At 53.6% G+C, this 22,525-nt stretch carries 19 protein-coding genes; 9 read left to right on the top strand and 10 right to left on the bottom strand.

Features of this window, described 5'->3' with window-relative positions; translation table 11 throughout:
• Window positions 1–53: 53 nt before the first annotated feature.
• Genes ACHZB8_RS11835 through ACHZB8_RS11820 form a run of 4 tightly spaced genes read left to right on the top strand, consistent with a single transcriptional unit; the run spans window position 54 to window position 4,065 of the window.
• On the top strand, window positions 54–1,124 hold the full coding sequence (locus ACHZB8_RS11835) for a sugar ABC transporter permease (RefSeq protein WP_316860567.1): 1,071 nt from the start codon (window positions 54–56) through the stop codon (window positions 1,122–1,124).
• On the top strand, window positions 1,124–2,005 hold the full coding sequence (locus tag ACHZB8_RS11830) for a carbohydrate ABC transporter permease (protein WP_316860566.1): 882 nt from the start codon (window positions 1,124–1,126) through the stop codon (window positions 2,003–2,005). The genes ACHZB8_RS11835 and ACHZB8_RS11830 overlap by 1 nt, the downstream gene beginning before the upstream one ends.
• Window positions 2,006–2,011: 6 nt before the next feature.
• Window positions 2,012–2,995, top strand: coding sequence for a hypothetical protein (locus ACHZB8_RS11825; protein ID WP_316860565.1), 984 nt, complete (start codon window positions 2,012–2,014; stop codon window positions 2,993–2,995).
• Between the two features lie 2 nt (window positions 2,996–2,997).
• Complete coding sequence (locus tag ACHZB8_RS11820) at window positions 2,998–4,065, top strand: sn-glycerol-3-phosphate ABC transporter ATP-binding protein UgpC (protein WP_316860564.1); 1,068 nt, start codon at window positions 2,998–3,000, stop codon at window positions 4,063–4,065.
• 231 nt (window positions 4,066–4,296) lie between these two features.
• On the opposite strand, the gene ACHZB8_RS11815 is transcribed toward ACHZB8_RS11820, so the two are convergent.
• Window positions 4,297–5,220 carry a 2-dehydropantoate 2-reductase gene (locus tag ACHZB8_RS11815; RefSeq protein ID WP_324292908.1) on the bottom strand — a complete coding sequence of 308 codons (924 nt, stop codon included), beginning with the start codon at window positions 5,218–5,220 and terminating at the stop codon, window positions 4,297–4,299.
• A 255-nt stretch (window positions 5,221–5,475) separates the two neighbouring features.
• Here ACHZB8_RS11815 and ACHZB8_RS11810 point away from each other — a divergent pair, with 255 nt between their 5' ends.
• Together ACHZB8_RS11810 and ACHZB8_RS11805 are read left to right on the top strand one after the other, a co-directional pair.
• Window positions 5,476–5,907: a deaminase gene (locus ACHZB8_RS11810; protein ID WP_316860560.1), complete on the top strand. Its 432-nt coding sequence runs from the start codon at window positions 5,476–5,478 to the stop codon at window positions 5,905–5,907.
• Window positions 5,908–6,048: 141 nt separating this feature from the next.
• Window positions 6,049–6,615: a hypothetical protein gene (locus ACHZB8_RS11805; protein ID WP_316860559.1), complete on the top strand. Its 567-nt coding sequence runs from the start codon at window positions 6,049–6,051 to the stop codon at window positions 6,613–6,615.
• Window positions 6,616–6,675: 60 nt separating this feature from the next.
• Here ACHZB8_RS11805 and ACHZB8_RS11800 read toward each other — a convergent pair whose 3' ends face one another.
• The 5 genes from ACHZB8_RS11800 to speA form a co-directional block, all read right to left on the bottom strand.
• Window positions 6,676–7,113, bottom strand: coding sequence for a GNAT family N-acetyltransferase (locus ACHZB8_RS11800; protein ID WP_316860558.1), 438 nt, complete (start codon window positions 7,111–7,113; stop codon window positions 6,676–6,678).
• A 5-nt stretch (window positions 7,114–7,118) separates the two neighbouring features.
• Window positions 7,119–8,003, bottom strand: coding sequence for an agmatinase (gene speB / locus ACHZB8_RS11795; RefSeq protein WP_316860556.1), 885 nt, complete (start codon window positions 8,001–8,003; stop codon window positions 7,119–7,121).
• A gap of 23 nt (window positions 8,004–8,026) precedes the next feature.
• Window positions 8,027–9,220: a carboxynorspermidine decarboxylase gene (gene nspC, locus ACHZB8_RS11790; protein WP_316860554.1), complete on the bottom strand. Its 1,194-nt coding sequence runs from the start codon at window positions 9,218–9,220 to the stop codon at window positions 8,027–8,029.
• Window positions 9,221–9,304: 84 nt separating this feature from the next.
• Window positions 9,305–10,510: a saccharopine dehydrogenase family protein gene (locus ACHZB8_RS11785; protein WP_316860553.1), complete on the bottom strand. Its 1,206-nt coding sequence runs from the start codon at window positions 10,508–10,510 to the stop codon at window positions 9,305–9,307.
• 170 nt (window positions 10,511–10,680) lie between these two features.
• Window positions 10,681–12,579 (bottom strand): biosynthetic arginine decarboxylase, encoded by a 1,899-nt coding sequence (speA, locus tag ACHZB8_RS11780; protein WP_316860552.1) that lies wholly within the window; start codon window positions 12,577–12,579, stop codon window positions 10,681–10,683.
• Between the two features lie 462 nt (window positions 12,580–13,041).
• Here speA and ilvD point away from each other — a divergent pair, with 462 nt between their 5' ends.
• Together ilvD and ACHZB8_RS11770 are read left to right on the top strand one after the other, a co-directional pair.
• Complete coding sequence (gene ilvD / locus ACHZB8_RS11775; RefSeq protein WP_316860551.1) at window positions 13,042–14,895, top strand: dihydroxy-acid dehydratase; 1,854 nt, start codon at window positions 13,042–13,044, stop codon at window positions 14,893–14,895.
• A 253-nt stretch (window positions 14,896–15,148) separates the two neighbouring features.
• On the top strand, window positions 15,149–16,345 hold the full coding sequence (locus ACHZB8_RS11770; RefSeq protein WP_316860550.1) for a peptidoglycan-binding domain-containing protein: 1,197 nt from the start codon (window positions 15,149–15,151) through the stop codon (window positions 16,343–16,345).
• Window positions 16,346–16,453: 108 nt separating this feature from the next.
• Here ACHZB8_RS11770 and ACHZB8_RS11765 read toward each other — a convergent pair whose 3' ends face one another.
• The 3 genes from ACHZB8_RS11765 to ACHZB8_RS11755 form a co-directional block, all read right to left on the bottom strand.
• Window positions 16,454–18,040, bottom strand: a complete 1,587-nt coding sequence (locus tag ACHZB8_RS11765) for a peptide chain release factor 3 (RefSeq protein ID WP_316860549.1) — start codon at window positions 18,038–18,040, stop codon at window positions 16,454–16,456.
• Between the two features lie 187 nt (window positions 18,041–18,227).
• Window positions 18,228–19,109, bottom strand: coding sequence for a DMT family transporter (locus ACHZB8_RS11760; RefSeq protein ID WP_316860547.1), 882 nt, complete (start codon window positions 19,107–19,109; stop codon window positions 18,228–18,230).
• Between the two features lie 160 nt (window positions 19,110–19,269).
• A complete protein-coding gene (locus tag ACHZB8_RS11755) occupies window positions 19,270–20,154 on the bottom strand; it encodes a DMT family transporter (protein WP_316860546.1) in 885 nt (294 codons plus the stop codon).
• A 116-nt stretch (window positions 20,155–20,270) separates the two neighbouring features.
• Here ACHZB8_RS11755 and ACHZB8_RS11750 point away from each other — a divergent pair, with 116 nt between their 5' ends.
• Window positions 20,271–20,528, top strand: coding sequence for a hypothetical protein (locus tag ACHZB8_RS11750; RefSeq protein WP_316860545.1), 258 nt, complete (start codon window positions 20,271–20,273; stop codon window positions 20,526–20,528).
• Window positions 20,529–20,558: 30 nt separating this feature from the next.
• Here ACHZB8_RS11750 and ACHZB8_RS11745 read toward each other — a convergent pair whose 3' ends face one another.
• On the bottom strand, window positions 20,559–22,385 hold the full coding sequence (locus ACHZB8_RS11745; RefSeq protein ID WP_316860544.1) for an ABC-F family ATP-binding cassette domain-containing protein: 1,827 nt from the start codon (window positions 22,383–22,385) through the stop codon (window positions 20,559–20,561).
• Between the last annotated feature and the right edge of the window lie 140 nt (window positions 22,386–22,525).

The following is a 22,525-nucleotide window of genomic DNA, read 5'->3' as shown; positions in this document are numbered from 1 at the left end:
TGGGGAACCCGCCTTTTGCGCGGGTTCTCTTTTCTAAAGGGTAGGAGGACGAAATGGCTTCGAAATTGACGCGGTCGAATGGGGTGGGCTGGGCCTTTGCAATTCCGGCATTTTTCCTTCTTGTTGTCTTTATCATCTTGCCATTTTTCTTTGCCTTCTGGTTTTCGCTGACCAATCAGCGATTGATTTCACCCAATCCGACAGAGTTTGTCGGGTTGCAGAATTACGAGAATCTTCTGGGTGTCGCGGTCATCACACTTGAGCCCGAGCGCGATGCAGACAATCAGATTGTCCATGATAGCGAGGGGAATATTGCCTATCCTCGGGTGCGCACAATCACGCGCAGTCCTGATTTTCCTCACTATAAAGGCATGCGCGAATGGTTTCGATGGCAATCCGGGGATAATGCCAAGGTGGTCGTCGCCAAGGATGTGGTCTTCATGAAGGCCTTGGCCAACACCATGTTGTTCGTGTTGATCATCGTGCCCTTGCAAGGTGGCGGGGCGTTGGGACTGGCCCTGCTCATCAACCAGAAACTGCGCGGCATCAACGCCTTTCGAACGATCTATTTCATGCCGGTGGTGATATCGATTGTGGTCATCTCGCTGTTGTGGCGCTTCATCTATGACGGTGATGACGGACTGCTCAACAACATCGTGTCGGCGCTGACATTGGGCGCTTTCAAGCCGATTGACTGGCTGGGAAACAAGGATACGGCTCTTGGGTCAATCATAGTCATGTCTGCCTGGCAGGCGATGGGCTTTCACATGGTTATCTGGCTCTCGGGACTGCAAACCATACCGGGTACACTTTATGAAGTTGCCGCGATTGAAGGCTCGTCTCGCTGGCAGACCTTTCGCTATGTGACCTGGCCGGGGCTGCGCAATACTGCCGTTCTTGTTCTGATTGTCATTACAATGCAGGCTTTTGCGCTCTTCTCGCAGATCGACGTGATGACCAAGGGCGGGCCGCTTGACTCAACCCAAACACTTGTTTTCCAGGCTGTCCAACGTGGTTATGGCAAACAGGATATTTCCGGGGGATCGGTCATTTCGGTGATCCTGTTCTTCATTGTGCTGTCCATCTCTCTGGTTCAGCGTTACCTGACACGGGAGAAACGATAGTGGCTCTGGTTTCCGAACAAAATCGCGGGCTGCGTCTGCTGTCCCGCTATCTGGTGCTGGCACTGGTTGCTCTGGTGTTTTTGTTCCCTCTGGTCTTCATGGTGGTTTCCTCTTTCAAACCCGATAGCCAACTGCTTGCGGATACCAGCTCATTCAGGGCTTTTCTGCCTGTGGGCGATATCAGCCTCGATAACTATGTTGCCGCCTTCAAGCGTGCGCCGATTGGGCAGTTCATGCTCAATTCCATCGGCGTGACTGTCATTACGGTCATCGTATCGATTGCCATTTGCTCTGTCGCGGCCTTTTCGTTTGTGTTCCTGAACTGGACAGGTCGCAATATTCTGCTGTCGGTGATATTGGCAACCTTGATTATTCCGTTTGAGACCATCGCGGTTCCCTTGCTGCTGATTGTTTCAAGACTGCCATGGGTCGGAATGGAGGGCATCGAATGGGGGTGGCTCAATACCTATCGGGTGCAGATCATTCCCTGGATCGTGGACGCCTTGACCATTTTCCTGTTTGTTCAGTATTTCAAGGATCTGCCGCGTGAACTGATTGAAGCTGCGCGTGTTGAAGGGGCCAGTTGGATGTCAATCTATCGCCGGGTCGTGATGCCGTTATCTGGTCCGGTCTTGGCAACGGCAGCGATTCTCAAGTCCCTCAAGATGTATAATGAGCAATATCTCTGGCCCTTGATCGTGGTACAGGATGAGGCTCATCGACCGATCATGGTGGGGTTGGGTTATTTCTTCCAGCTCGATGTGGCCTGGGGGGAGTTGATGGCTTATCTCACTCTCATTTCCGTTCCGGTTCTGGCCTTCTATCTACTCATGCAAAGGGCATTCATTGCCTCGATCGCCTCAACAGGGGTCAAAGGATAATAAAAAATGGTAATCGCACTCAAAGATCAATGGATTTGGGACAGTTGGTATGCGCATGACGGATCCTGTTGGCACGGCTATTTCTTGAAAGCGGACAAATCTCTGAAAGACCCCGACTTGAGACACATGAATGTTTCGCAAGGGCATGCGACCAGTGATGATCTTGTGAACTGGACGCATCTGGGAACATGCTTTGCACCATCAGAAGGGCCAGCCTTTGACGACAAAACCACGTGGACCGGGTCTGTTCTTCAAGGGCCTGATGGTCTGTGGCATCTGTTCTATACCGGGGCATGCAAGGCCGAAGACGCACTTTACCAGCGCATCGGCCATGCTACCTCGACCGATATGCATAATTGGCAGCGCGTCAGCCCCGAGCCTTGTCTCGATCTGGTCGGGGAGGCTGCCCGGCATTATGAAACGGAGCATATGGTGGGGCATTGGCATGATAGGGCGATGCGCGATCCATGGGTCATGCCCGATCCTGATGGCAATGGCTGGATGATGTTCTTCACCGCACGCGGGGCGGGCATCGAAGAGGCCAATGCGGCGGGTGCTATCGGATTTGCGACCTCACCGGATCTTTATCATTGGGATTTGCAGTCACCGGTTTTCGTTGGAGGGTTTGGCCAGTTGGAAGTGCCTCAGGTGTTCGAGGTGAATGGTCGCTGGTATTGCCTTTTCTGCACGTCAGCGGTGCACTGGTCCAAGCAACGGTGTGCAGAGGCGGGTGTGGCTCCGGTTACCGGCAATCACTATCTCGTCGCCGATGATCCGCGAGGTCCCTGGCGGCTCGCACCGGGTTTCTTTGACGGCGGCTTGCCGTGTCGCAGATATGCCGCACGAATTTTGAAAACGGAACGGGGTCTTGTCATCCTCGGGTTTGATGATAACGGGCGAGACGCTTTCATAGGAGAAGTCAGGGACCCCCAGACGGTCCTTGTTGATGATGAAGGCTATCTTCACATAGCAGAAGACGGGGAGGCGTAGATATGGCCAAGGTGGTTCTGAAAGACATTCGCAAATCCTTCGGGACTGTCGAAGTCATCAAGGGTGTTGATATTACGATTGAAGATGGCGAATTTGTTGTCTTTGTCGGGCCTTCCGGGTGTGGCAAGTCAACCTTGTTGCGGATGATTGCCGGACTTGAAGACATCACGTCCGGTACGCTCGAAATCGGCTCGAAAGTCGTCAATGACGTTCAGCCAAAGGAACGTGGCATCGCCATGGTGTTTCAAAGCTATGCCATTTTTCCGCACATGTCGGTGCGTGAGAATATGGCTTTTGGCCTCACGATCGCGGGTGCTTCAAGGGAAGAAAAAGAACAGAAGGTGGCAGAAGCTGCCCGGATTCTGCAAATGGAAAACCTGCTGGATCGCAAGCCCTGTCAGCTATCAGGCGGCCAGCGACAGCGGGTCGCCATCGGGCGCGCCATTACGCGCAAACCGTCGGTCTTCCTGTTTGACGAGCCTCTTTCCAACCTCGATGCGGCCTTGCGCATGGATATGCGCATGGAGATCGGCCAGTTGCATAATCAACTGGATGCGACCATGATCTATGTAACACATGATCAGGTGGAGGCTATGACTTTGGCCGACAAGATCGTGGTGTTGCGTGACGGCAAGGTCATGCAGGTCGGCGCGCCTATGGAGCTTTATCATGAACCGGCCAACAAGTTTGTTGCCGGTTTTCTGGGGGCTCCGTCGATGAACTTCATCGATGTGGACATCCATGATCTGGATGCAGATACCGCCACAGTGGGCAATAGTGCTCTTGATCCGATACGGGTCAAAACCAGGGGGCGTTCCTTCGAAAAGGGCGGCAAGGCTGTTTTGGGGGTTCGCCCGCAATATCTCAAGACCTGTTCACAAGGGTGCGGCCAGATGCACGGCAAGGTTATTCTGACCGAACGGCTGGGAACGGAAACGGTCGTTGATCTGTCGCTCGCTGATGGCAGCAAGATGATCGCTTCGTTTGACGAGGATCTGGTGCTGGAGCCAAACCAGGCGCTCGATCTTTCATTCGATCCGGCGCAGGTGCATCTGTTCACGCCAGACTAATGCGGGCAGGTGGGGGGCCTGTCACAGGTTCCCCTTCTTTCGCTTCGTGCAGCAGGCGGATCACAAAAATTGACGAAAACAGCCGACTGTTTCAAGCGATCAGGCGATCGTTTGGCCTGAGCAGGCTTGCCCACTGACTGGGGCGCCGATGGTTTTCAGCCGCCGCATAAAAAGCACCTTGCATATGGTGCGTGAGATGCTTTTTGTTATCCGAGATCCGGGAGTGGGCCATCAGGCCCTTTCGGGTTTGATATTTGTGAGAAGAGCCAGGATCATCCTGTTGTAGGGCACGTGAACTCCGTGGCGTTCTGCGTTACGGACGATTGCTCCGGTCATGGCGTCATACTCCATCTGGCGACCGTTGAGCCTGTCTTGCAACATCGATGTTGTGCTGCCATCAGGCAAGGCTTGCAGCCATTTGATGACAAAGTCGGCGTACCCTTCTTCTGGCAGATCAGCGCCTTCTGCCCGTCCCACAGCGATGGCCTCAACGAGAAGCGAGTGCGCCAGCTCTGCGATGTCGGGTTCGCGAATGACGTCGGCCCGTCTTCCTGTCAGGGCTGTCAGTGGATTGCCTACAATATTTATGAGAAATTTCTTCCAGATCATGGTCATGAAGTCGGACGAGAGAGCAACCCGCAGGCCACCTTTTCTGAGGTCTTCGGCCAAGGTACGACCGGTTTCGGTGTCCGGAAGAGTGACATCCTGTTTCCCGATCACTCGCATTTTGATCTTTTCGGGCGACATGCGCTCGACATTGAGGAAAATGATGGAAGGGACTATTTTGGCATTGGGAGCGTGGCGGCCTGTCCGTTCCACATGCTCGATGCCATTTTGAGCAACCAGAATGGAGGCGTCACCCCTGTTGAGCGCTTGAAGCCAGGGTGCGACATTGTCGGTCTGATGGGCTTTGACCGCGAGAATCCCGATCTTGCAGGAACGGATCTCGTCCGGATTGGAAACGGTTCTGAGATCCCAGTGCTCCAGAGTTTCAGGTGCATTGTCTGGTGCGCAGACTGTTTTCTCAATTGTTCCAATGGCGCGGCGGTCATCGCAAAGCACGACTTCATGGCCAGCTTTTGCCAAAGCCGTGGCCAGGGCCAGGCCTATTGCGCCCGCGCCAATGACGGCAACTGTTGGGGCATTCTTTTCCATTTTCGATAGTCCATGCTTCGAAGAGATCTCAGAGGGAAAGTCTATTCCATTTTGCGTCGGTTTTTTGGCGTTTACAGCAGTTATTTTTCGCAAAAACGGCTAAATTTCAGGCAGTTGTAATCGCTCTCCGGGGAGGTGGAAAAGGGGGTAGGCCTCATTTGCGATTGCACACAAAGCGGCCAATTTCGAAATTGCTTGCAATTTGAGATGCTCAGGCGCAGATAATTGAGAAAATTGGTGTAGTTGGAGGAGAAAATGACGTCCAGACCCGGATTTGACGAATGGGTTCTCGAATGTGCGGAGGCCGTATCGAAGCGCAGTCGCGATCCATCGACCAAGGTCGGCTGTGTCGTTGTGCGCCCGGACAAGAGTTTTGCGGCGGTTGGCTATAATGGCTTTCCGCGCAGCATGGAAGACAGGCCCGAATGGTATGAAGTGCGCGAGGAGAAATATGACCGCGTCATTCATGCCGAGATGAATGCCCTTGCCGCGATGAAGGAAGCCGCCAAAGGCTGCATCGTTTACATCACGCACCCTCCTTGCAAGGAATGCGCAAAATTTCTTGCTGCCAACCAGGTCGCCAAAGTGGTCTGGAAACATCATGACGGTATTCAGGGGCGCTTCGACACCACGCGCAGCGAGGAAATTCTGAATGATTGCGGTGTCGAGATCGCCATCGTGGGGTAAGGGGCAGAAGCTCTGATTGCATTTGTCAGAGATAAAGCAATATCGTATCCATTTCCTGCCGGGTCTCCCTTAATATTGCCATAGATGCGTGATTTTTCTCTTGCTGACTTGCCGAATTTACGAAGCAAAGGGGAAAAGAGCATGCTTACTCTCTATCGATGTCATTTGAACAGGCTATCGGCAGCACGCTTGGTCCTGGCTGTTGTCTTTTGTCTTGGTGCGTTCCAGCCCGCTCTCGCACAAAAGGCAATTGGCAGCGAAAGCGCTGTTACGAGCGAAGACAATCAGCCGATGGACGAAGATTGGCATCAGGAAGTCAGCACGCGTGCGTTGCTGAGCGAATTGACCCGTTTGGCCAAGGAGCTGGATCGGCAGAGGGAGATGAATGGCCGCTTGCTTGAGAAAATCGATCGGCTGTCGGCGCGGCTTGACAATGTGCAGGCCGTTTTGACCGAAGCTGGATATGATACGCAGTGGACCGGGAAAGATGGCAACCCCATTCTTCTCCGCGAACGCCTCGGAGGGGCTCCCAGAACTGACGAGATGGAGGCAGCCCCCATTCCTCCAGAGGGCATTCCTCAAACGTCAGGTTCAGACCCTGTTCCTCTTTCGCCATCGAGCGAAGGAAGTGAGGTTGATAAAAAGGGACCTCTTGATCGTCTGCGCGACAAGAGCGAGGAACTCATAAACAAAATCAAGAAATGGTGAGATTTGCAGGCCGCCCAATCTGGTGGCTTGCTCTTATCTTCTCTTCACTGTTCCAAGCCCTTATTCCACGCGATAGGACATGCCCAAAGAGGCCGGGGCGGTTCGCTCAAAGCCGAACTGCGCATAAAGATTATCGGCCGGGACATCCGCGATGATGGAGATATAGGCTTTTGATTTCAATTCTCTATGCACATAGCTCATCAAGCCTTGCATGATGGCCTTGCCGAGCCCTTGGCCCTGATGGTGCGGGTCGACGGCAATATCGCTGATTACGAATACGCAGCCACCATCCCCGACAAGGCGTCCCATGCCGACGATTTTGTTTCTGTACGAGACTGTGATTGCCGCGATGGTTCCGGCAAGTCCAGCCCTTGCAGCTTCTTCGGAATAGACCGTCAGCCCGGTGATGCGGCGCAAGCGCAAAAAATCCTCAAGTGAGGGAACTGCGGGCCTGATCTCATAGTCAGCAGATTGGGAGAGCGTGTTTCCAAGGGGCATTGGCTTCATCCCTTTCGCCGCGAAACGAGCCCCATCAATCGGTAGGTGAGGTTGGCTGCGGTGAAGTCCCAGGCCCACTGGCCTTCAATCGGTGCAAGCTCGACCACATCAAAACCGACACAATTGCGTCCTTTGAGAGCATGGGCAACAAGGTGCAGGCTCTGGTAATAGCTCAACCCGCCGGGAACCGGGGTTCCTGTGGCTGGCATGATCGAGGGATCAAGTCCGTCCACATCGAAGGTGACATAGACGTCCTCGGGGAAGTCTTCAGGCAAATCGTAGGCGGAGATATTCTCTGTTACCAGTTTTTCCGCATCGACAAAATTGATATGGGTCTCGTTCATTCGGGCTTCATGCTCTTCGATGCAAAGGGCACGAATGCCGAATTGCATCAGAGGCAGGCGTCTTTCAACGGCACACAGATGCATGACCGACGCGTGAGAATGCTTGTGGCCCTGATAGGCAACGCGCAGATCAGCATGGGCATCGATCTGAATGATGCCAATCTGTTTTCCCAAAGCATCCGCGACCCCCATGATCGCGCCATAAGAGAGGCTATGCTCTCCGCCGAGCGTCACCGGAATGCGACCCGCTTTCACACTTGCGGCAGTCTTCTCGCGCAGGTCTTTCATGACAGCTTCTATCGGCTGGGTACAGTCAATCGGATCTGACGTGATGATGCCCTTCTTGATCGGGAAACCCTTGCCATCAAAGCGTTCTAGTTCCTGGCTGGCTTCGAGCAAAGCGAAAGGGCCGGCTGCCGTACCCGCACCGTAGGAAACCGTTTTTTCCAGCGGGCAGGGAATGACTTCAAACAGGGCCGTGTCAGGATTGCTTTCCTCACTCGACAATTCGGACGCCAGAAAGGCAGGGTAAAAGTCATCAGACATAGTCTATTCCTTGCATGGGGCAATCAGGACAAGCGATCGCGAAATTCAGCATAGGGAAATTCGCGAATGACGTTGAGCTGGTCTGTTTCGGAATCCCAAATGGCGATCGAGGGCAGCCGCACGCCGTTGAATGTATTTGTCTTGACCATGGAATAATGGGCTTGATCGAGAAAGGCGATGCGTTGACCGATTTCCAGTTCGGAGACAAATCTATAGTCGCCGATGACGTCGCCAGCCAGACAGGAAGGGCCGCCAAGGCGATATGTCTTGCCCTCTTCAGGTTCTCCAAGAAGGGCGGGCCGATACGGGGCTTCGATGACATCTGGCATGTGACAGGTTGCTGAGATATCCATAATGGCCAGATTAATCGCGCCGTTCTTGGTCACATCAAGGACTTCTCCGACCAGAATGCCCGCGTCAAGCGCCACTGCCTCGCCGGGTTCGAGATAGATCTCGACATCATATTTGGCCTTGATCTGTTTTAGAAACTCGACCAGTTCCTCACGCTGATAATCGGCGCGGGTGATATGATGGCCACCTCCGAAATTCAGCCATTTCATCTTCTTGAGCCAAGGAGCAAGACGGTCTTCCACCGCTTCAAATGTGCGTTTGAGAGGGAGGAAATCCTGCTCGCACAGGGTATGCATATGAATTCCGCTGAAGGGAGCCATATCCTCATCGGTCAGTTGGCTGATTGGCGTTCCCAAACGAGAGCCGATGGCGCAAGGGTCATATTTGGGAATGTGACCTTCGGAATGCTCGGGATTTATCCTGAGCCCGAAATCAGGCGCATAGCCCCATTTGCGGGCCGCCTTGATCTGCGGTGCAAACCGGGAAAGCTGGTTCGGGCTGTTGAAGATCAAATGATCAGAAAGCTCAAGAATTTCAGGGATCTCTTCTGCCTTGAAGCCTGCGGAATAGGTGGCGATTTCACCGTAGAATTTGTCTTTTGCCAATTTGGCTTCCCAAAGCCCCGAGGCGCAGGTGCCATCAAGATAATTGCCGACAAGATCACCCAGTGCCCAACAGGAGAAGGCCTTGAGGGCAAGCAGGATCTTGACATCTGCTTCTTCACCGACCTTGGCAAGGATGGACAGGTTGCGGCGGATCGCAGCCTTGTCAATGACAAAACAGGGCGAGGGGATTCTGGACAGATCAAGGGTCGTAAAAGCACCGGCATCGCCGGCTTGCGTTTCCATGATGGGCGCTTCTGTCATTTTTTCTTCTCGATAGGATCAAGGGCCTAAGGGAAAAAGAGCCCGGCTTTGCCGGGCTCCGGATCGGGATATGAACCGCCTGTCTCAGAAATCAAGCGGTTTGTCGAGGTCGTGCACCTGCCATGGAAGGCCGTGTTTGTTGAGCATGTCCATGAAGGGGTCCGGATCCATCTGTTCCATGTTGAAGACACCTTTGCCTGACCACTGGCCGGTGAGCATCAGGGCCGCGCCAATCATGGCAGGAACGCCGGTGGTGTAGGAAATCGCCTGAGAGCCAACTTCTGCGAAACATTCTTCGTGGTCGCAGATATTGTAGACGTAAACCGTTTTGGCTTCGCCGTCCTTCTCTCCGGTCATGATGTTGCCGATGCAGGTTTTGCCCTTGGTGGTCTTGCCCAGATCGCCCGGATTTGGCAGCACGGCCTTGAGGAATTGCAGTGGGATGATTTCCTTGCCTTCATAGATGACGGGGTCGATGCGCGTCATGCCGACATTCTGCAAGACTTCCAGATGCTTGATATAGGCGTCGCCAAATGTCATCCAGAAGCGTGCGCGCTTGATTTCCGGCAGGTGCTTCACGAGGCTTTCCAGCTCTTCGTGATACATCTGGTACATGTTCTTTTCGCCAACCGCAGGGAAGTCGAATACCTGCTTGTTGCCCATCGCAGGCGTGGTAACCCAATCGCCATTTTCCCAATGGTGCACCGGTGCGGTCACTTCACGGATGTTGATTTCAGGGTTGAAGTTGGTGGCGAAATGCTGGCCATGGTCACCGCCATTGCAGTCCAGAATGTCGAGATAGTCGATCCGGTCGAGCAGGTGCTTTTTGGCATAGGCGGTGTAGACGTTGGTCACGCCCGGATCAAAGCCCGAGCCGAGAAGCGCCATGAGGCCTGCTTCCTCGAAGCGCTGCTGATAGGCCCACTGCCAGCTATATTCAAACTTGGCAACATCGCGTGGCTCATAGTTGGCGGTGTCCAGATAGTTGACGCCGCTCTTCAGGCACGCATCCATGATGTTGAGGTCCTGATAGGGCAGGGCCACATTGACCACGAGCGAGACACCAAGCTTGTCGATAAGGGCAGAAAGGGCATCTACGTCATCTGCATCCACTTCGGCGGTGTTGATAATGACGCCGGTGCGCTCCTTGACTGAAGCTGCAATTTCATCACATTTGAAGACGCGACGGGAAGCAAGCGTGATTTCTCCAAAAATGTCCGAGAGTTGCGCCATTTTATGAATGACGACTGAGCCGACGCCGCCAGCGCCGATAACAAGAACTTTATTCATTTCATATGTCCTTCTTTACAGAGGGACCCCGCAGAGGTGCGGGGAATCTTGGTGTTACTGTATCTGATTGGTAACTCGACACCATGCCCCCTTCGTCGGGCAGGTTGCCGGGTTTGCAATTCATAAGATCCTATTTGAAAAACGTGTTGACTGGGGCCAAGAGCCCCGCCTCAATGTTCAAAATAGGTATATCCGTTCAAGCTTTCCTTGAAGGCGTTCATGATGGTCTTGCGCTCTTTGACGCTCAGCTTTTTCTTGGAAACGGCTTCCTCAACCATGTTTTTGAAGTTGTTCGACAGGGCCAGAGGATCATATTCCACATAGCTGAGCACTTCTCTGATGGTGTCGCCTTCCACTTCGTGGATCAGCTTGAAATCGCCGTTGGGCTGGATTTCAATGGTCGCAACATTGGTGTCGCCAAACAGATTATGCAAATCACCCAGAGTTTCCTGATAGGCACCGACGAAAAAGACCGCCATGCAGTAATGCTCGTCTTCTTCAAGTCTATGGACGGGCAGGGACTGCGAAATGCCGTCTGCAAGGACGAAATGGTCAACCTTGCCGTCGCTGTCGCAAGTGATGTCGCTGAGGATTGCCCTACGGGCCGGAACCTCGTCAAGGCGCTGGATCGGAATGATCGGGTGCAACTGGTCAATCGCCCAGACGTCGGGGAGCGACTGGAACAGCGAGAAGTTGGCGTGATAGATATCTGCCGCCGCTTCAAGGGCGTTCAGCACGTCATCCGAAACCCATTCATCGGTTTCGGTCTGCTTGCGCATTTTGGCCAGCAGATTGAGATAGAGCTTCTCCGCTTTTGCCAATTCGCGCAGGCCGACTTCGCCACGGCCAAAGTTGCGGCGCACCTCGTCACGATAGAAAGTGACGTCGTTGAGGCACTCCTGAAGCCGGGCCGGGGTCAGATAGGTTTCGACATCGCGCATGTCTCGGATCGAGCGGTTGTCGTCGTCGGTTACCTCAACATTGTTGTCTTCCTCATAGTGAGTGACGTCAATGATGTTGAACAGCAGCATGGAGCTATAGGCAACCGTTGCCCGACCACTTTCGGTGACAATGGTCGGATGGCTCTGCCCCGCGTCATCCATGGTGTTTTTCACCGCTTCGACGATATTGTAGCAATACTCGCTGATAGAGTAGTTGATCGAGTTCTCGGTCGATTTGTGCTCGCCTGTATAGTCAATGCCAAGGCCGCCACCCAGATCGATATAATTGAGCGGGGCCCCTTCCTTGCGCAATTCGACGAAGAAGCGGCAGGCTTCAGCGGCGGACCGACGGACGTCGAGAATATCGGGAACCTGACTGCCCAGATGGAAATGCTGCAATTGCAGGCAATCGAGAAATTCCTCTTCCTTCAGGCGCTCAATGACATGTAGCACACCTGCGGCTGAAAGGCCGAAAGCGGAGCGATCTCCCGATGAAGAGGACCAGTTGCCGGTAACACGGTTGTTGAGCTTGATGCGGATGCCGAGTTGCGGACGGATCTTGAGCTTTTTCGATTCCTCAAGAACAAGTTCCAGCTCGGACACGCTTTCAAGCACGATGATCGTGTTAAAGCCGAGTTTGCGCGACAGCAGGGCAAGATTGATGAATTCGCCGTCTTTGATGCCGTTGCAGATCAGGAGCGCGTCCTTCGAAAGGCGCTGGCCCAGAGCGATGATCAATTCCGGTTTGGATCCGACCTCGAGACCAAATTCATGACAAGCACCATACTCGACGATTTTTTCAATCACATGGGCCTGTTGATTGACCTTGACGGGGAAAACACCGCGATAGTCGGACTTGTAGTTCAGATCCTTGATCGCTGTCCTGAAGCTGTTGTTGATCCGGTCGATCTGGTCTTTCAGGCTGTTGGCCACGCGCAGCAGAATGGGCGAGGCAATACCACGCTCTTCCAGCGAATGCAGAATGGATGTCAGATCCGTGGTCGTCGAGCCTTTTTCATGCTGTGTGATAAGACCGATGTTGCCGTTTTCAAGAACTTCGAAGCGTCCTTCGCCCCAGCGTTCAATGCCGTAGATTGCGCATGGGGCTTCTTGTTCGGTGATGCTCAATCGCGTTTCCTCTTAATCATAGTCCCGATGGTGGAGAAAGCTCGTTGCGACCATTCGGGGTGTTATATGTTTTTCCTGCTTATGACGTCTTGAGAGGGGCTAGTGCAAGCGAAATTTCTCGATTGGCACATTTCCCTTTGCATGCAACCCATGACACAGACCATAACCGGGTTTTTACCCTTTTAAAACGAGTTTCTTGCATTGCGAGCCAAGCATGAAATCGCTGCATGTGGGCAATGAAATTGATCCAAAAAGGCATGTTCGGCTTTTCGATTGGTGCGTAAATGATACAGAAATTGAAAGGAATGCTATTGTCAGTGCCTTTCGATATGGTTTAAACAAAGGCCGGTCTGCTCACTCAATTGTCGAGTGGGGGACGCTCAAGTCGCGTTATGATACGCATTTCCCGGTTTTTCGCCTCGTTTGATGTCGAGTGCACACTCTCCTTTAAAGGATACACTAATGCCTGATTATCGTTCCAAGACATCCACCCATGGCCGCAATATGGCTGGCGCCCGTGCTCTGTGGCGTGCAACCGGTGTTGGAAATGAGGATTTCGGCAAGCCTATTATCGCGGTGGTGAACTCCTTTACCCAGTTTGTGCCCGGCCATGTTCATCTCAAGGATCTGGGGCAGATGGTTGCCCGTGAAATCGAGGCCGCTGGCGGCATCGCCAAGGAAATGAACACCATTGCGGTGGATGATGGTATCGCCATGGGGCATGACGGCATGCTCTATTCCTTGCCGTCGCGTGAAATCATCGCCGACTCGGTTGAATATATGGTCAATGCCCATTGTGTTGACGCAATGGTTTGCATTTCCAACTGTGACAAGATCACTCCGGGCATGATGATGGCTGCCATGCGCCTCAATATTCCGGCGATTTTTGTTTCCGGTGGCCCAATGGAAGCAGGCAAGGCGGAAGGGATCGACAACAAGCTCGATCTCATCGATGCCATGATCATGTCTGCCGACCCACAGGTTTCCGATGAAGTCGTGCAAAAGGTTGAAGAGTTTGCCTGTCCGACCTGCGGGTCCTGTTCGGGCATGTTTACTGCCAACTCGATGAACTGTCTGGCCGAGTCACTCGGTTTCGCTCTGCCGGGCAACGGCACCATCGTGGCCACCCATGCTGACCGCAAGGAATTGTTCCTTGAAGCGGGCCGCAAGGCCGTTGAAATGTGCAAACGCTATTACAAGGAAGAAGACGAGAGCGTCCTGCCGCGCAATATCGCGACATTCAAGGCTTTTGAAAATGCCATGACGCTGGACATCGCCATGGGTGGGTCGACCAATACGGTTCTTCATCTTCTGGCGATCGCCCAGGAAGGTGAGGTGAATTTCACCATGGCTGACATTGATCGCCTGTCTCGCGTCGTTCCCAATGTCTGCAAGCTGGCACCGATGACACAGAAATATCATGTCGAGGACTGCAACCGGGCTGGTGGCATTTTCGGTATTCTTGCCGAGCTTGACCGTGCCGGTCTCATCCATCGCGATTGCAATACCGTGCATGCCAACACGCTCGGTGAAGCCATTGACGCATACGACATCATGGGCTCGCCAAGCGCCGAGGTCGAGCAGCTCTACAAGGCTGCGCCAGGTGGCGTCTACTCGATTGAGGCATTCTCGCAGGCAAGCCGCTACAAGGAACTGGACAAGGACCGCGCCGAGGGTTGCATCCGGGACAAGGAGCATGCCTACAGTCAGGATGGCGGTCTGGCGGTTCTGTTTGGCAATATTGCCCTTGACGGCTGCATCGTGAAAACAGCAGGGGTGGATGAAAGCATTTTGAAATTCTCCGGTCCTGCCCGCATTTTCGAAAGTCAGGAAGCAGCAGTAAAGGGCATTATCGGCGGCAAGATTCAGTCCGGCGATGTCGTTATCATCCGTTATGAAGGCCCTCGCGGTGGTCCGGGCATGCAGGAAATGCTGTATCCGACCTCCTACCTGAAATCCATGGGGCTGGGCAAGGAATGTGCTCTTATCACCGATGGCCGTTTCTCCGGCGGGACATCGGGGCTTTCGATCGGGCATGTGTCTCCGGAAGCTGCTGCCGGTGGTGCGATTGGCCTCATCGAGGAAGGGGATACAATCGAGATCGATATCCCGAACCGCTCGATGAATGTGGCTGTTTCCGATGCCGTTCTGGCAGAACGACGTGCGGCCATGGATGCCAAGGGCGATGCCGCCTGGCAACCAGCCGAGAAACGCGAGCGGATTGTCTCCCGGTCTTTGCAGGCCTACGCCCTGATGGCTACGTCTGCCGACAAAGGGGCTGTTCGCAATCTCGAGGGGCTGAAGCGCGCCGATTGATGCCAACGAAAAGGCAAACATCGATTGCCCACTCGGTTTGACGTGTTGCAAAGTCAAACTATTTTATACTAGTCCATAAAAGAACCCGCCAGATTTGAGCGGGTTCTTTGCCATTTGCCGGGAAATTTGCAAATCTGACAGGGAACCCCGTAGTTTCGTCATGTTTTGGCGTTAATATTCTTATCAAGACTGATTGCTTCACTCGTTGCGCTTTTTCAGGGGGCTGGGCGCACATCTGCTTTGGAGACTGGATGTGAAGAAGAGTTTGATTTTCGCCATTTTTCTCAGTTTGGCATTTTCCAACATGTCGGTTCAGGCATTCGCACGGAGTGGGGACTTCTTCGCAGGTACGATCATTGGCGGCGTGCTTGGTGTTATCGCGGGAAGTGCCAACTCTCATCGATATTATAGAAAACCGGCACCACGGCCTCGATATTCCATGAGCGCTGAACAAAGGGCTTTTAACAAATCTGTTCAGAAGCGCCTGAATTCACTCGGTTTCAATGCGGGATATGTCGATGGTGTCTTGGGACGCCGTTCAAAGGCGGCCATCCGGTCTTTTCAAACCGCAGCAGGATTTTCGGCTTCGGGTTATTTGAAACCCGATCAGGTCTCTGTTCTCTTCTCTTCTGATTTCGAGAAGGAGCTTTTCGGAAACAGGTCTCCGACTGAAGGCGCTCCTGTGGCCGGTGAAGACGGATATTCTTCCTCGCAGTCACCTGCGGGGCAAGACACAGCCAGGGCTGATACCGAAAATGGTCTGGCCTCAGCCTCCCCGATGGAAGACCCTGAACAGGAGAATGGTCGGATCAAACCGCTTACCGGTGCCAACACTTCCATGATGTTCAAAAAGGGTGCTCCAAGCCTGTTTGGCATCATTCTGGGGCAGGGCTACGCATCGGCGCAGGATATTCTTGCGCGCAATGGCTATGACCTTTGCAATGATAACGGCGAATTTGTCACCTGCACGAGCGAGCAGGAAGATGTCTCCAAGCGCTTCAAGCTGGCTCGCAGCCTCAGCGTCGACGGGCAGCCGATCTATATGATGGATTCCGAGACAAACCTTGTGATCGATGGTGTCGATCAATCCATTATCGAGAACAAGCTGGCGGAGGCCTATCCGGAGCTTAGTGCCGCACCGAACAAGGTGATCAGCGACAATGCCAATTGTGCCTTGAAAATGTCCAGACTCAGCAGTGTCGAAACCTTCCTTGAACGCCTGGAAACCGCTCGTCAGGACAGAAATGCAGCGCTTTCCGATACGCTCAAGAGTATCGTTGATCGCTGCGATGTTTTCTACAAGGGCGATATCTCCAAGACATCCGATGGCTATTCGGTGCGGGTGATCATGTTCAAGGGAACCTACTTGCGCGATGTCTCTGACACGCTGACCGACAACAAGCTGGACGACAACAAGCTGGACAAAGTCAATGATGCGCTGAAATTCTGAAAGTGCACCAAAATGGCTTCCGGGGGATCCGGTCTTGCATCTCAAGGCCGGGTTTTTTCTTGTCCGCGTCTTCCCGTTTTGGGGCGTTCAGAAACAAACGGGTTTCACCTAGTCGCCGCTTTGTATCAGTTCGCGGGTTTTCATGAAGATGATGTCCGGGTTGCGTTCTTTGGTGAAGTCGATCTCCCATTGGCTCTTGGCAAGAAAAACCGGGCTGCCTTCGCGATCCATGACGATGTTGCCGGCATTGGCAGACAGAAATGTCTTGAGCTTGGCTGCGTCATCGCATTTGACCCAGACCGCCATATTGTAGGTCAGAGGTTCAAAGTCGATCTCTACGCCATATTCGGCCTTGGCACGGGATTTCAGGACATCAAGCTGGAGGATGCCGACAAGCCCGATGATCCAGTTCGAGCCGATATTGGGTTTGAAAACCTGTGTCAGACCTTCTTCGGCCAGATCTTCAAGCGCCCGGCGCAACTGCTTGACCTTTGTGCTGTCTGGCAGGCGCACGCGGCGCAGAATTTCAGGGGCAAAGGCAGGCAGTCCGGTAAATTGCATGACTTCACCTTCTGTGAAGGTGTCACCGACTCGTATGGTCCCATGGTTTGGGATGCCGATGACATCGCCGGGGCCTGCTTCCTGAGCAATCTCTCGGTCCTGGGCAAAAAACATGATCGGGCTGTGCACCATCACATCCTTGCCCGTGCGAACCTGACGCAATTTCATGCCACGCTTGAAATCACCCGAGCAGATGCGCATGAAGGCAACGCGGTCGCGGTGATTGCTGTCCATGTTGGCCTGCACCTTGAAGACAAAACCCGACACCTTTTTCTCATCTGGTGTCACTGTGCGCACTGTGGTCGGGGCCGGGCGGGGCATCGGTGCGATCTCGGCTATGAGATCGAGTAGGGCGGTGGGGCCGAAATCCTTGAGTGCCGAGCCGAAGATGACAGGTGAAAGATGGCCTTCCCTATAGCTTTCGAGGTCAAACTCGGAATAGCCGACCGATGCCAGCTCCACCATCTCGCGGCATTCTTCAAGCAATTGTCCATCAACGATGTCATCAAGTTTGCTGTCATTGATACCATCGGTTTCAACGATGGTGTCGAAGGCATCGCCACGAGTCTTGGCTGTATAATATTCGCCATTGGTCAGGTTGAAACAGCCGTGGAAAGTCGAGCCGGATCCGATTGGCAAAACCATCGGGGCAACATCTAATGCCAACGTTTCCTGAATTTCATCCATCAGCTCGAACGGATCTTTCGCCTCGCGGTCGCATTTGTTGACCAGAGTGATGATCGGGATGTCGCGCAGGCGGCAGACCTCGAACAATTTGAGGGTTTGTGCCTCGATACCTTTGGAGGCGTCGATCACCATGATCGCACTGTCAACGGCGGTTAGCGTGCGGTAGGTGTCTTCTGAGAAATCTTCATGGCCTGGTGTGTCGAGCAAGTTGAAGATCAGATCCTTATGCTCAAAGGTCATGACCGAGGAGGTGACCGAGATGCCACGTTCCTGTTCGATCTTCATCCAGTCCGATTTGGCACGCCGTTTTTCGCCACGTGCCTTGACCTGACCAGCCATGCGGATGGCGCCACCAAAATAGAGCAGCTTTTCGGTAAGCGTTGTCTTACCTGCATCAGGGTGAGAAATGATCGCGAAAGTGCGGCGGATTTCATGAGAAGCTGGCATTGAGCTTTGTCTTTCTTGTCACACAGAAGGGTGCTCAGCGCCTCTTGACGGGAGCGCGATCTACCCTTTTTTGAAACTGATAAGTCGGGCCGGACAATAGGCGAAAGGGCCGATAAATGCCAGAGCTAATAGCAGGCCTGGCCGGTCTGTCAGGTAAAATGCGTTTGCGGTCACCTTTGCCACTTGTTCATGGCCGTTCTTCCAGTCTTTTGCGTTTCTTGTTCAGCGCTTCGCGATGCATGATATAGGCCGAAGCCCCGATGATCAGAACGGCCCCTGCGATGGTTTGCTTATCGGGAATTTCACTGAAGATGAAATAGCCGAGAAAAGACGCATAAACGAGATTCATATAATCAATACTGCCAACCAGACTGGCCTCGCCATAACGATAGGACACGATGCCGAGCCATTGGGCGATGGTTGACACCAAACCGATCGAGATGAGAAACAGAAGTCCCTGCCAATCAGGTTGCTGCCAGACCCAGTAAAGCGGGATGGCTGCCAGAATGCCAATCGCAAGAGCCTGATAGGCGAGAAGCGTTTCTGTTGAATCCGTTCGGGTGAGAGAACGCACACTGGCTGAGGCGACCGCGCTGCCCACCGCAGCCAGAACGGCAACAAGGGTGTAGGGGTTGATCATGCCGTCGACATCAGGACGCATTACAAGCAAGACGCCCAGAAAGCCGACAATAATCGCACCAACCCGATGTGGGCCGAGCGACTCCTTAAGAAAAAGAAAGGCCAGGATCGCCAAAAACATGATTTTGGCAAAGCCGAGCGTTGTTGCTGTCGCCAGGGGCAAGCCAGACACGGCAATCATTCCGCCAATCATCCCGGTCGAAGCCCCTGAGAGGCGGACAATATGTGCGAGCGGTCTTTTGGTCTTGAGGGTATTGGGCCAGGTCCGAATGATCGCGGGCATCGTGGCAAGCAAGATGATGGATTGCCTGAAAATTATGATCTGAAAGACATGAAAGTCGCTGGTTGCCATTTTGATCATCGCGTTGGCGATGGTGAAAAATGCAGTGGAAAGCAAAGCCAGTTGAATGGCTTTGATATTGTTTGACATGGCGGGAGGACCTGTGGCCAGAGGAAGGAATAGCAGCAAGAATGACTGTTATGGCTTGCAGGCTATCTCCTCACACGCCTTTTTGCACCCGCTTTGATGATGCAAAGAGCGAGAAATCCCCAAGGCTGGACATTTTGCAATCGGCACAAAAGGCAGAATGTCAGTTTTGTCTGACAAAGAGGTGACGGATGAGGGTTTGCATCTTGCCTTGCTGAATGATCGCAAAGGCTGAAATGATGATGAGAATCGCCCCCATAAGCGTGTTTTGTTGCGGAATCTCGCCAAACACCAGAAAGCCGAATATGGCAGCATAGACAAGCGAGAGATAGCCAACGCTTTTCACAAGTCCTGCCTCGCCATGTCTCAAGGCCTTGATGCCAATCCAGTTTGCTGCGGTCGACAGCACTCCCATGCCCAGCAACAAGGCCCAGTCGAGCAGATCGGGTTGTTTCCAGAGCCAGAAAAGCGGAATGCCAGACAAAAGGCCGATGAAAATGGCCTGATAGGACAGAAGCGTTGCCGTTGCCTCAGTTTGGGAAAGCTTGCGGACTGTGATGGCGGCAATGGCGGCGCCAAATGCTGCAATGATCGCGAACAGGCTATAATGATTGAACAGGCTGGACGGATCCGGTCGGATTGCGATGGCGACCCCGACAAACCCGGTTGCGATTGCCACAAGGCGGTAGGAGCCCAGTGTTTCACCCAGCAGATAATGCCCCAACAGCGCAACGAAGAAGATATTGGCAAAACCAAGGGTGGTTGCTGTTGTCAAAGGCAGGCCACTCAGCGCAAGGATGCTCAAGGACAGGGCAATGAAGGCACCGGCAAGCCTTGCCCCGTGCAATAGGGGGCTTTTTGTCTTGAGATATTTGGGAAAGTCTTTGGCAATTGTTGGCACGGCAGAAAGAAAGATGACGATTTGCCGAAAGAACAGGATCTGAAAAAAGTGGTAGTCGTGCGATGCCAGTTTGGCCAGTGTTGCCGTCGCGGCAAACAGGGCCGTGGAAACAAGGGCGAGAAGAATTGCTTTGCGATTATCAGTCATGGGGTGCCTCACATATTAATGGTACCATGGTACCAAAATAGAAAAATGTAAAGCCTTATTGTCAAATGTGGTCTGTCAATGGCAAGTTGGCGGAGGAAAAGATCGAGGAGAACTCAGTGACCGAGAAGACCGAGAAGAAAAAGATAGAGCGGGTTCAGACTGGCGTGCGCCTGGAGAAGAATGTTTTGAAAGTCATGAAAGCTCTGGCCGCTCACCTGGAGATCGGCCTTGGCGATCTGATCGAGGGCATCGTGCTGCATAGCTTTGAAGGCAAGGCGCCATTCAGTCCCGAGACACTCGAGTTCATCGAAGCGATGCGCAAGGCATACGGCTTGGAGTTGACTGCGGCCGATAGCCACAAACTTGAGGAATAGAAAAGAGGGCTCCTGGTCTGCTTTGAGCTGTCAGAGCTGGCCTAGTTCTTCTTGCAGTATTTCAAGCTCAAGCCATTTTTCTTCGGCCTTGGCGAGCAGCTCTTCCTGCGCTTCGAGCGCTTTGGCAGCCTTGTTGAAGGTTTCAGGATCCTTGTTGAACAAGTCCGGATCTTCAAGACGCGTGCGCAGGCGATCGATCTTGCCCTGGATTTCGTCCATCTTGGCAGGCAGGGTTTCCAGCAGATGCTTGTCCTTGAAGGTCAGACCCTTTCTCTGCTTGAGTTCGCCATTATTGCTGTTCTTGGCGAGGCTTTCCTGCTTTGCTGCCTTTTCCTTCCTGGTGACTTTCTTTGCTTCGACACCGGAGCCCCGTTGGGCGACCATGTCGGAGTAGCCGCCGGCATATTCTGTCCAGCGCCCGTTCCCCTCGGCATAGAGAGTGGATGTACACAGGCGGTCGAGGAAATCGCGGTCGTGGCTGACCAGAAGCACGGTGCCGGAATAGTCATCAATGACTTCCTGCAACAGGTCGAGGGTCTCCAGATCGAGATCGTTGGTCGGCTCGTCCAGTACCAGAAAATTTGAAGGCTTGGCCAGCGCCCGCGCCAGCATCAGGCGACCACGCTCGCCACCCGAAAGAACCGAGATGGGGCTGCGGGCCTGTTCAGGGCGGAAAAGGAAGTCCTTCATGTAGCCAACCACATGGCGCGAGCTGTTGCCGATTTGCACCATGTCGCCGCCATGAGTGGTCAGGGCTTCCTTGAGCGTCCAGTCCGGTTTGAGACTCTCACGCTTCTGATCGAGCGTGACCATCTGGAGGTTGGTTCCAAGCGTGACCGTGCCTTCATCCGGCTCGAGCCCTTCGGTCAGAAGATTGATGAGAGTTGACTTGCCAGCTCCATTGGGGCCGACGATGCCGATCCGGTCACCGCGCAGGATTTCGATTGAAAAATCCTTGACGATCTGCCGTCCCTCGAAGGATTTGGCAATATGCTTTGCCTTGATGACGGACTTGCCCGAGGCTTCACCTTCGGTGGCGCTCATTCTGACATCGCCCTGCGGGCGGTTTTGGGCCATTTGCTGTTTTTTCTCGCGCAGCGAGTGCAGCTCTCCCAAACGGCGCACATTTCGCTTGCGACGAGCCGTGACGCCGTAACGGATCCAGTCCTCTTCGGCGAGGATCTTCATTTTCAGTTTCTGGGCTTCGACTTCTTCCTGTTCAAGAATGTCGTCGCGCCAGCTTTCAAAATGGGCAAAGCCCTGATTGGAGCGGCGGGCGGTGCCCCGGTCAATCCAGACCACATTTCGCGTGAGATTCTCCAGAAAGCGCCGGTCATGGCTGATGATGACCTTGGCCGAGCGGATCTGCTTCAGTTCCTCTTCCAGCCATTCGATGGCAGGCAGGTCGAGATGGTTGGTTGGCTCGTCAAGAAGCAGGATGTCCGGTTGAGGGGCCAGCACACGGGCCAAGGCGGCGCGTCGGGCCTCGCCACCCGATATCTCGGATGGTTTTTCCTTGCCCGTCAGTCCCAGTTCTTCGAGAAGATATTGAGCGCGATAATGATCATCACCGGGCGCAAGGCCTTCCTCGACATAGTCAAGCACGGTCTTGAATGCGGACAGGTCAGGCTCCTGAGGCAGATAGCGCAAGGTCGTTCCGGGCTGAAAAAAGCGCTCGCCATGGTCCGGCTCGACAATCGCCGCCGCAATCTTGAGCATGGTCGATTTTCCCGATCCGTTTCTGCCGACAAGCGCGATGGCATCGCCTTCATGGACGGCCAGCTCGGCCCCGGAAAGCAAGGCCTGTCCACCGATTGCAAGATGGATATTTTGAAGGTGAAGAAGCGGTGGGGCCATCAGAATTTTTCCGAAACAGGGAAGATCAGTCAGGTGCCATTGGCATTGGCGACATGTGCATCTGGCTTTAAACAAACTGCTGCATAAAGGCAAGTCCATAGCGGAAGGAGGTTTTAGTGAGCAGGCACAAGCGATTCAAT

This window comes from uncultured Cohaesibacter sp. (assembly GCF_963556055.3).
GTDB lineage: Bacteria > Pseudomonadota > Alphaproteobacteria > Rhizobiales > Cohaesibacteraceae > Cohaesibacter.
Note: the sequence above shows the minus strand (reverse complement) of the source record. Positions and strands in the feature narration are given on the sequence as shown.

Bases quoted from the DNA above. Each gene is read 5' to 3' on its own strand.
- speB (WP_316860556.1), bottom strand. From the start codon at position 8,003: ATGTCTGATGACTTTTACCCTGCCTTTCTGGCGTCCGAATTGTCGAGT.
- ACHZB8_RS11765 (WP_316860549.1), bottom strand. From the start codon at position 18,040: ATGCCAGCTTCTCATGAAATCCGCCGCACTTTCGCGATCATTTCTCAC.
- ACHZB8_RS11745 (WP_316860544.1), bottom strand. From the start codon at position 22,385: ATGGCCCCACCGCTTCTTCACCTTCAAAATATCCATCTTGCAATCGGT.
- ilvD (WP_316860551.1), top strand. From the start codon at position 13,042: ATGCCTGATTATCGTTCCAAGACATCCACCCATGGCCGCAATATGGCT.
- ACHZB8_RS11825 (WP_316860565.1), top strand. From the start codon at position 2,012: ATGGTAATCGCACTCAAAGATCAATGGATTTGGGACAGTTGGTATGCG.
- nspC (WP_316860554.1), bottom strand. From the start codon at position 9,220: ATGACAGAAGCGCCCATCATGGAAACGCAAGCCGGCGATGCCGGTGCT.
- ACHZB8_RS11835 (WP_316860567.1), top strand. From the start codon at position 54: ATGGCTTCGAAATTGACGCGGTCGAATGGGGTGGGCTGGGCCTTTGCA.
- ACHZB8_RS11820 (WP_316860564.1), top strand. From the start codon at position 2,998: ATGGCCAAGGTGGTTCTGAAAGACATTCGCAAATCCTTCGGGACTGTC.
- ACHZB8_RS11805 (WP_316860559.1), top strand. From the start codon at position 6,049: ATGCTTACTCTCTATCGATGTCATTTGAACAGGCTATCGGCAGCACGC.
- ACHZB8_RS11810 (WP_316860560.1), top strand. From the start codon at position 5,476: ATGACGTCCAGACCCGGATTTGACGAATGGGTTCTCGAATGTGCGGAG.
- ACHZB8_RS11800 (WP_316860558.1), bottom strand. From the start codon at position 7,113: ATGCCCCTTGGAAACACGCTCTCCCAATCTGCTGACTATGAGATCAGG.
- ACHZB8_RS11785 (WP_316860553.1), bottom strand. From the start codon at position 10,510: ATGAATAAAGTTCTTGTTATCGGCGCTGGCGGCGTCGGCTCAGTCGTC.
- ACHZB8_RS11755 (WP_316860546.1), bottom strand. From the start codon at position 20,154: ATGACTGATAATCGCAAAGCAATTCTTCTCGCCCTTGTTTCCACGGCC.
- ACHZB8_RS11760 (WP_316860547.1), bottom strand. From the start codon at position 19,109: ATGTCAAACAATATCAAAGCCATTCAACTGGCTTTGCTTTCCACTGCA.
- ACHZB8_RS11815 (WP_324292908.1), bottom strand. From the start codon at position 5,220: ATGGAAAAGAATGCCCCAACAGTTGCCGTCATTGGCGCGGGCGCAATA.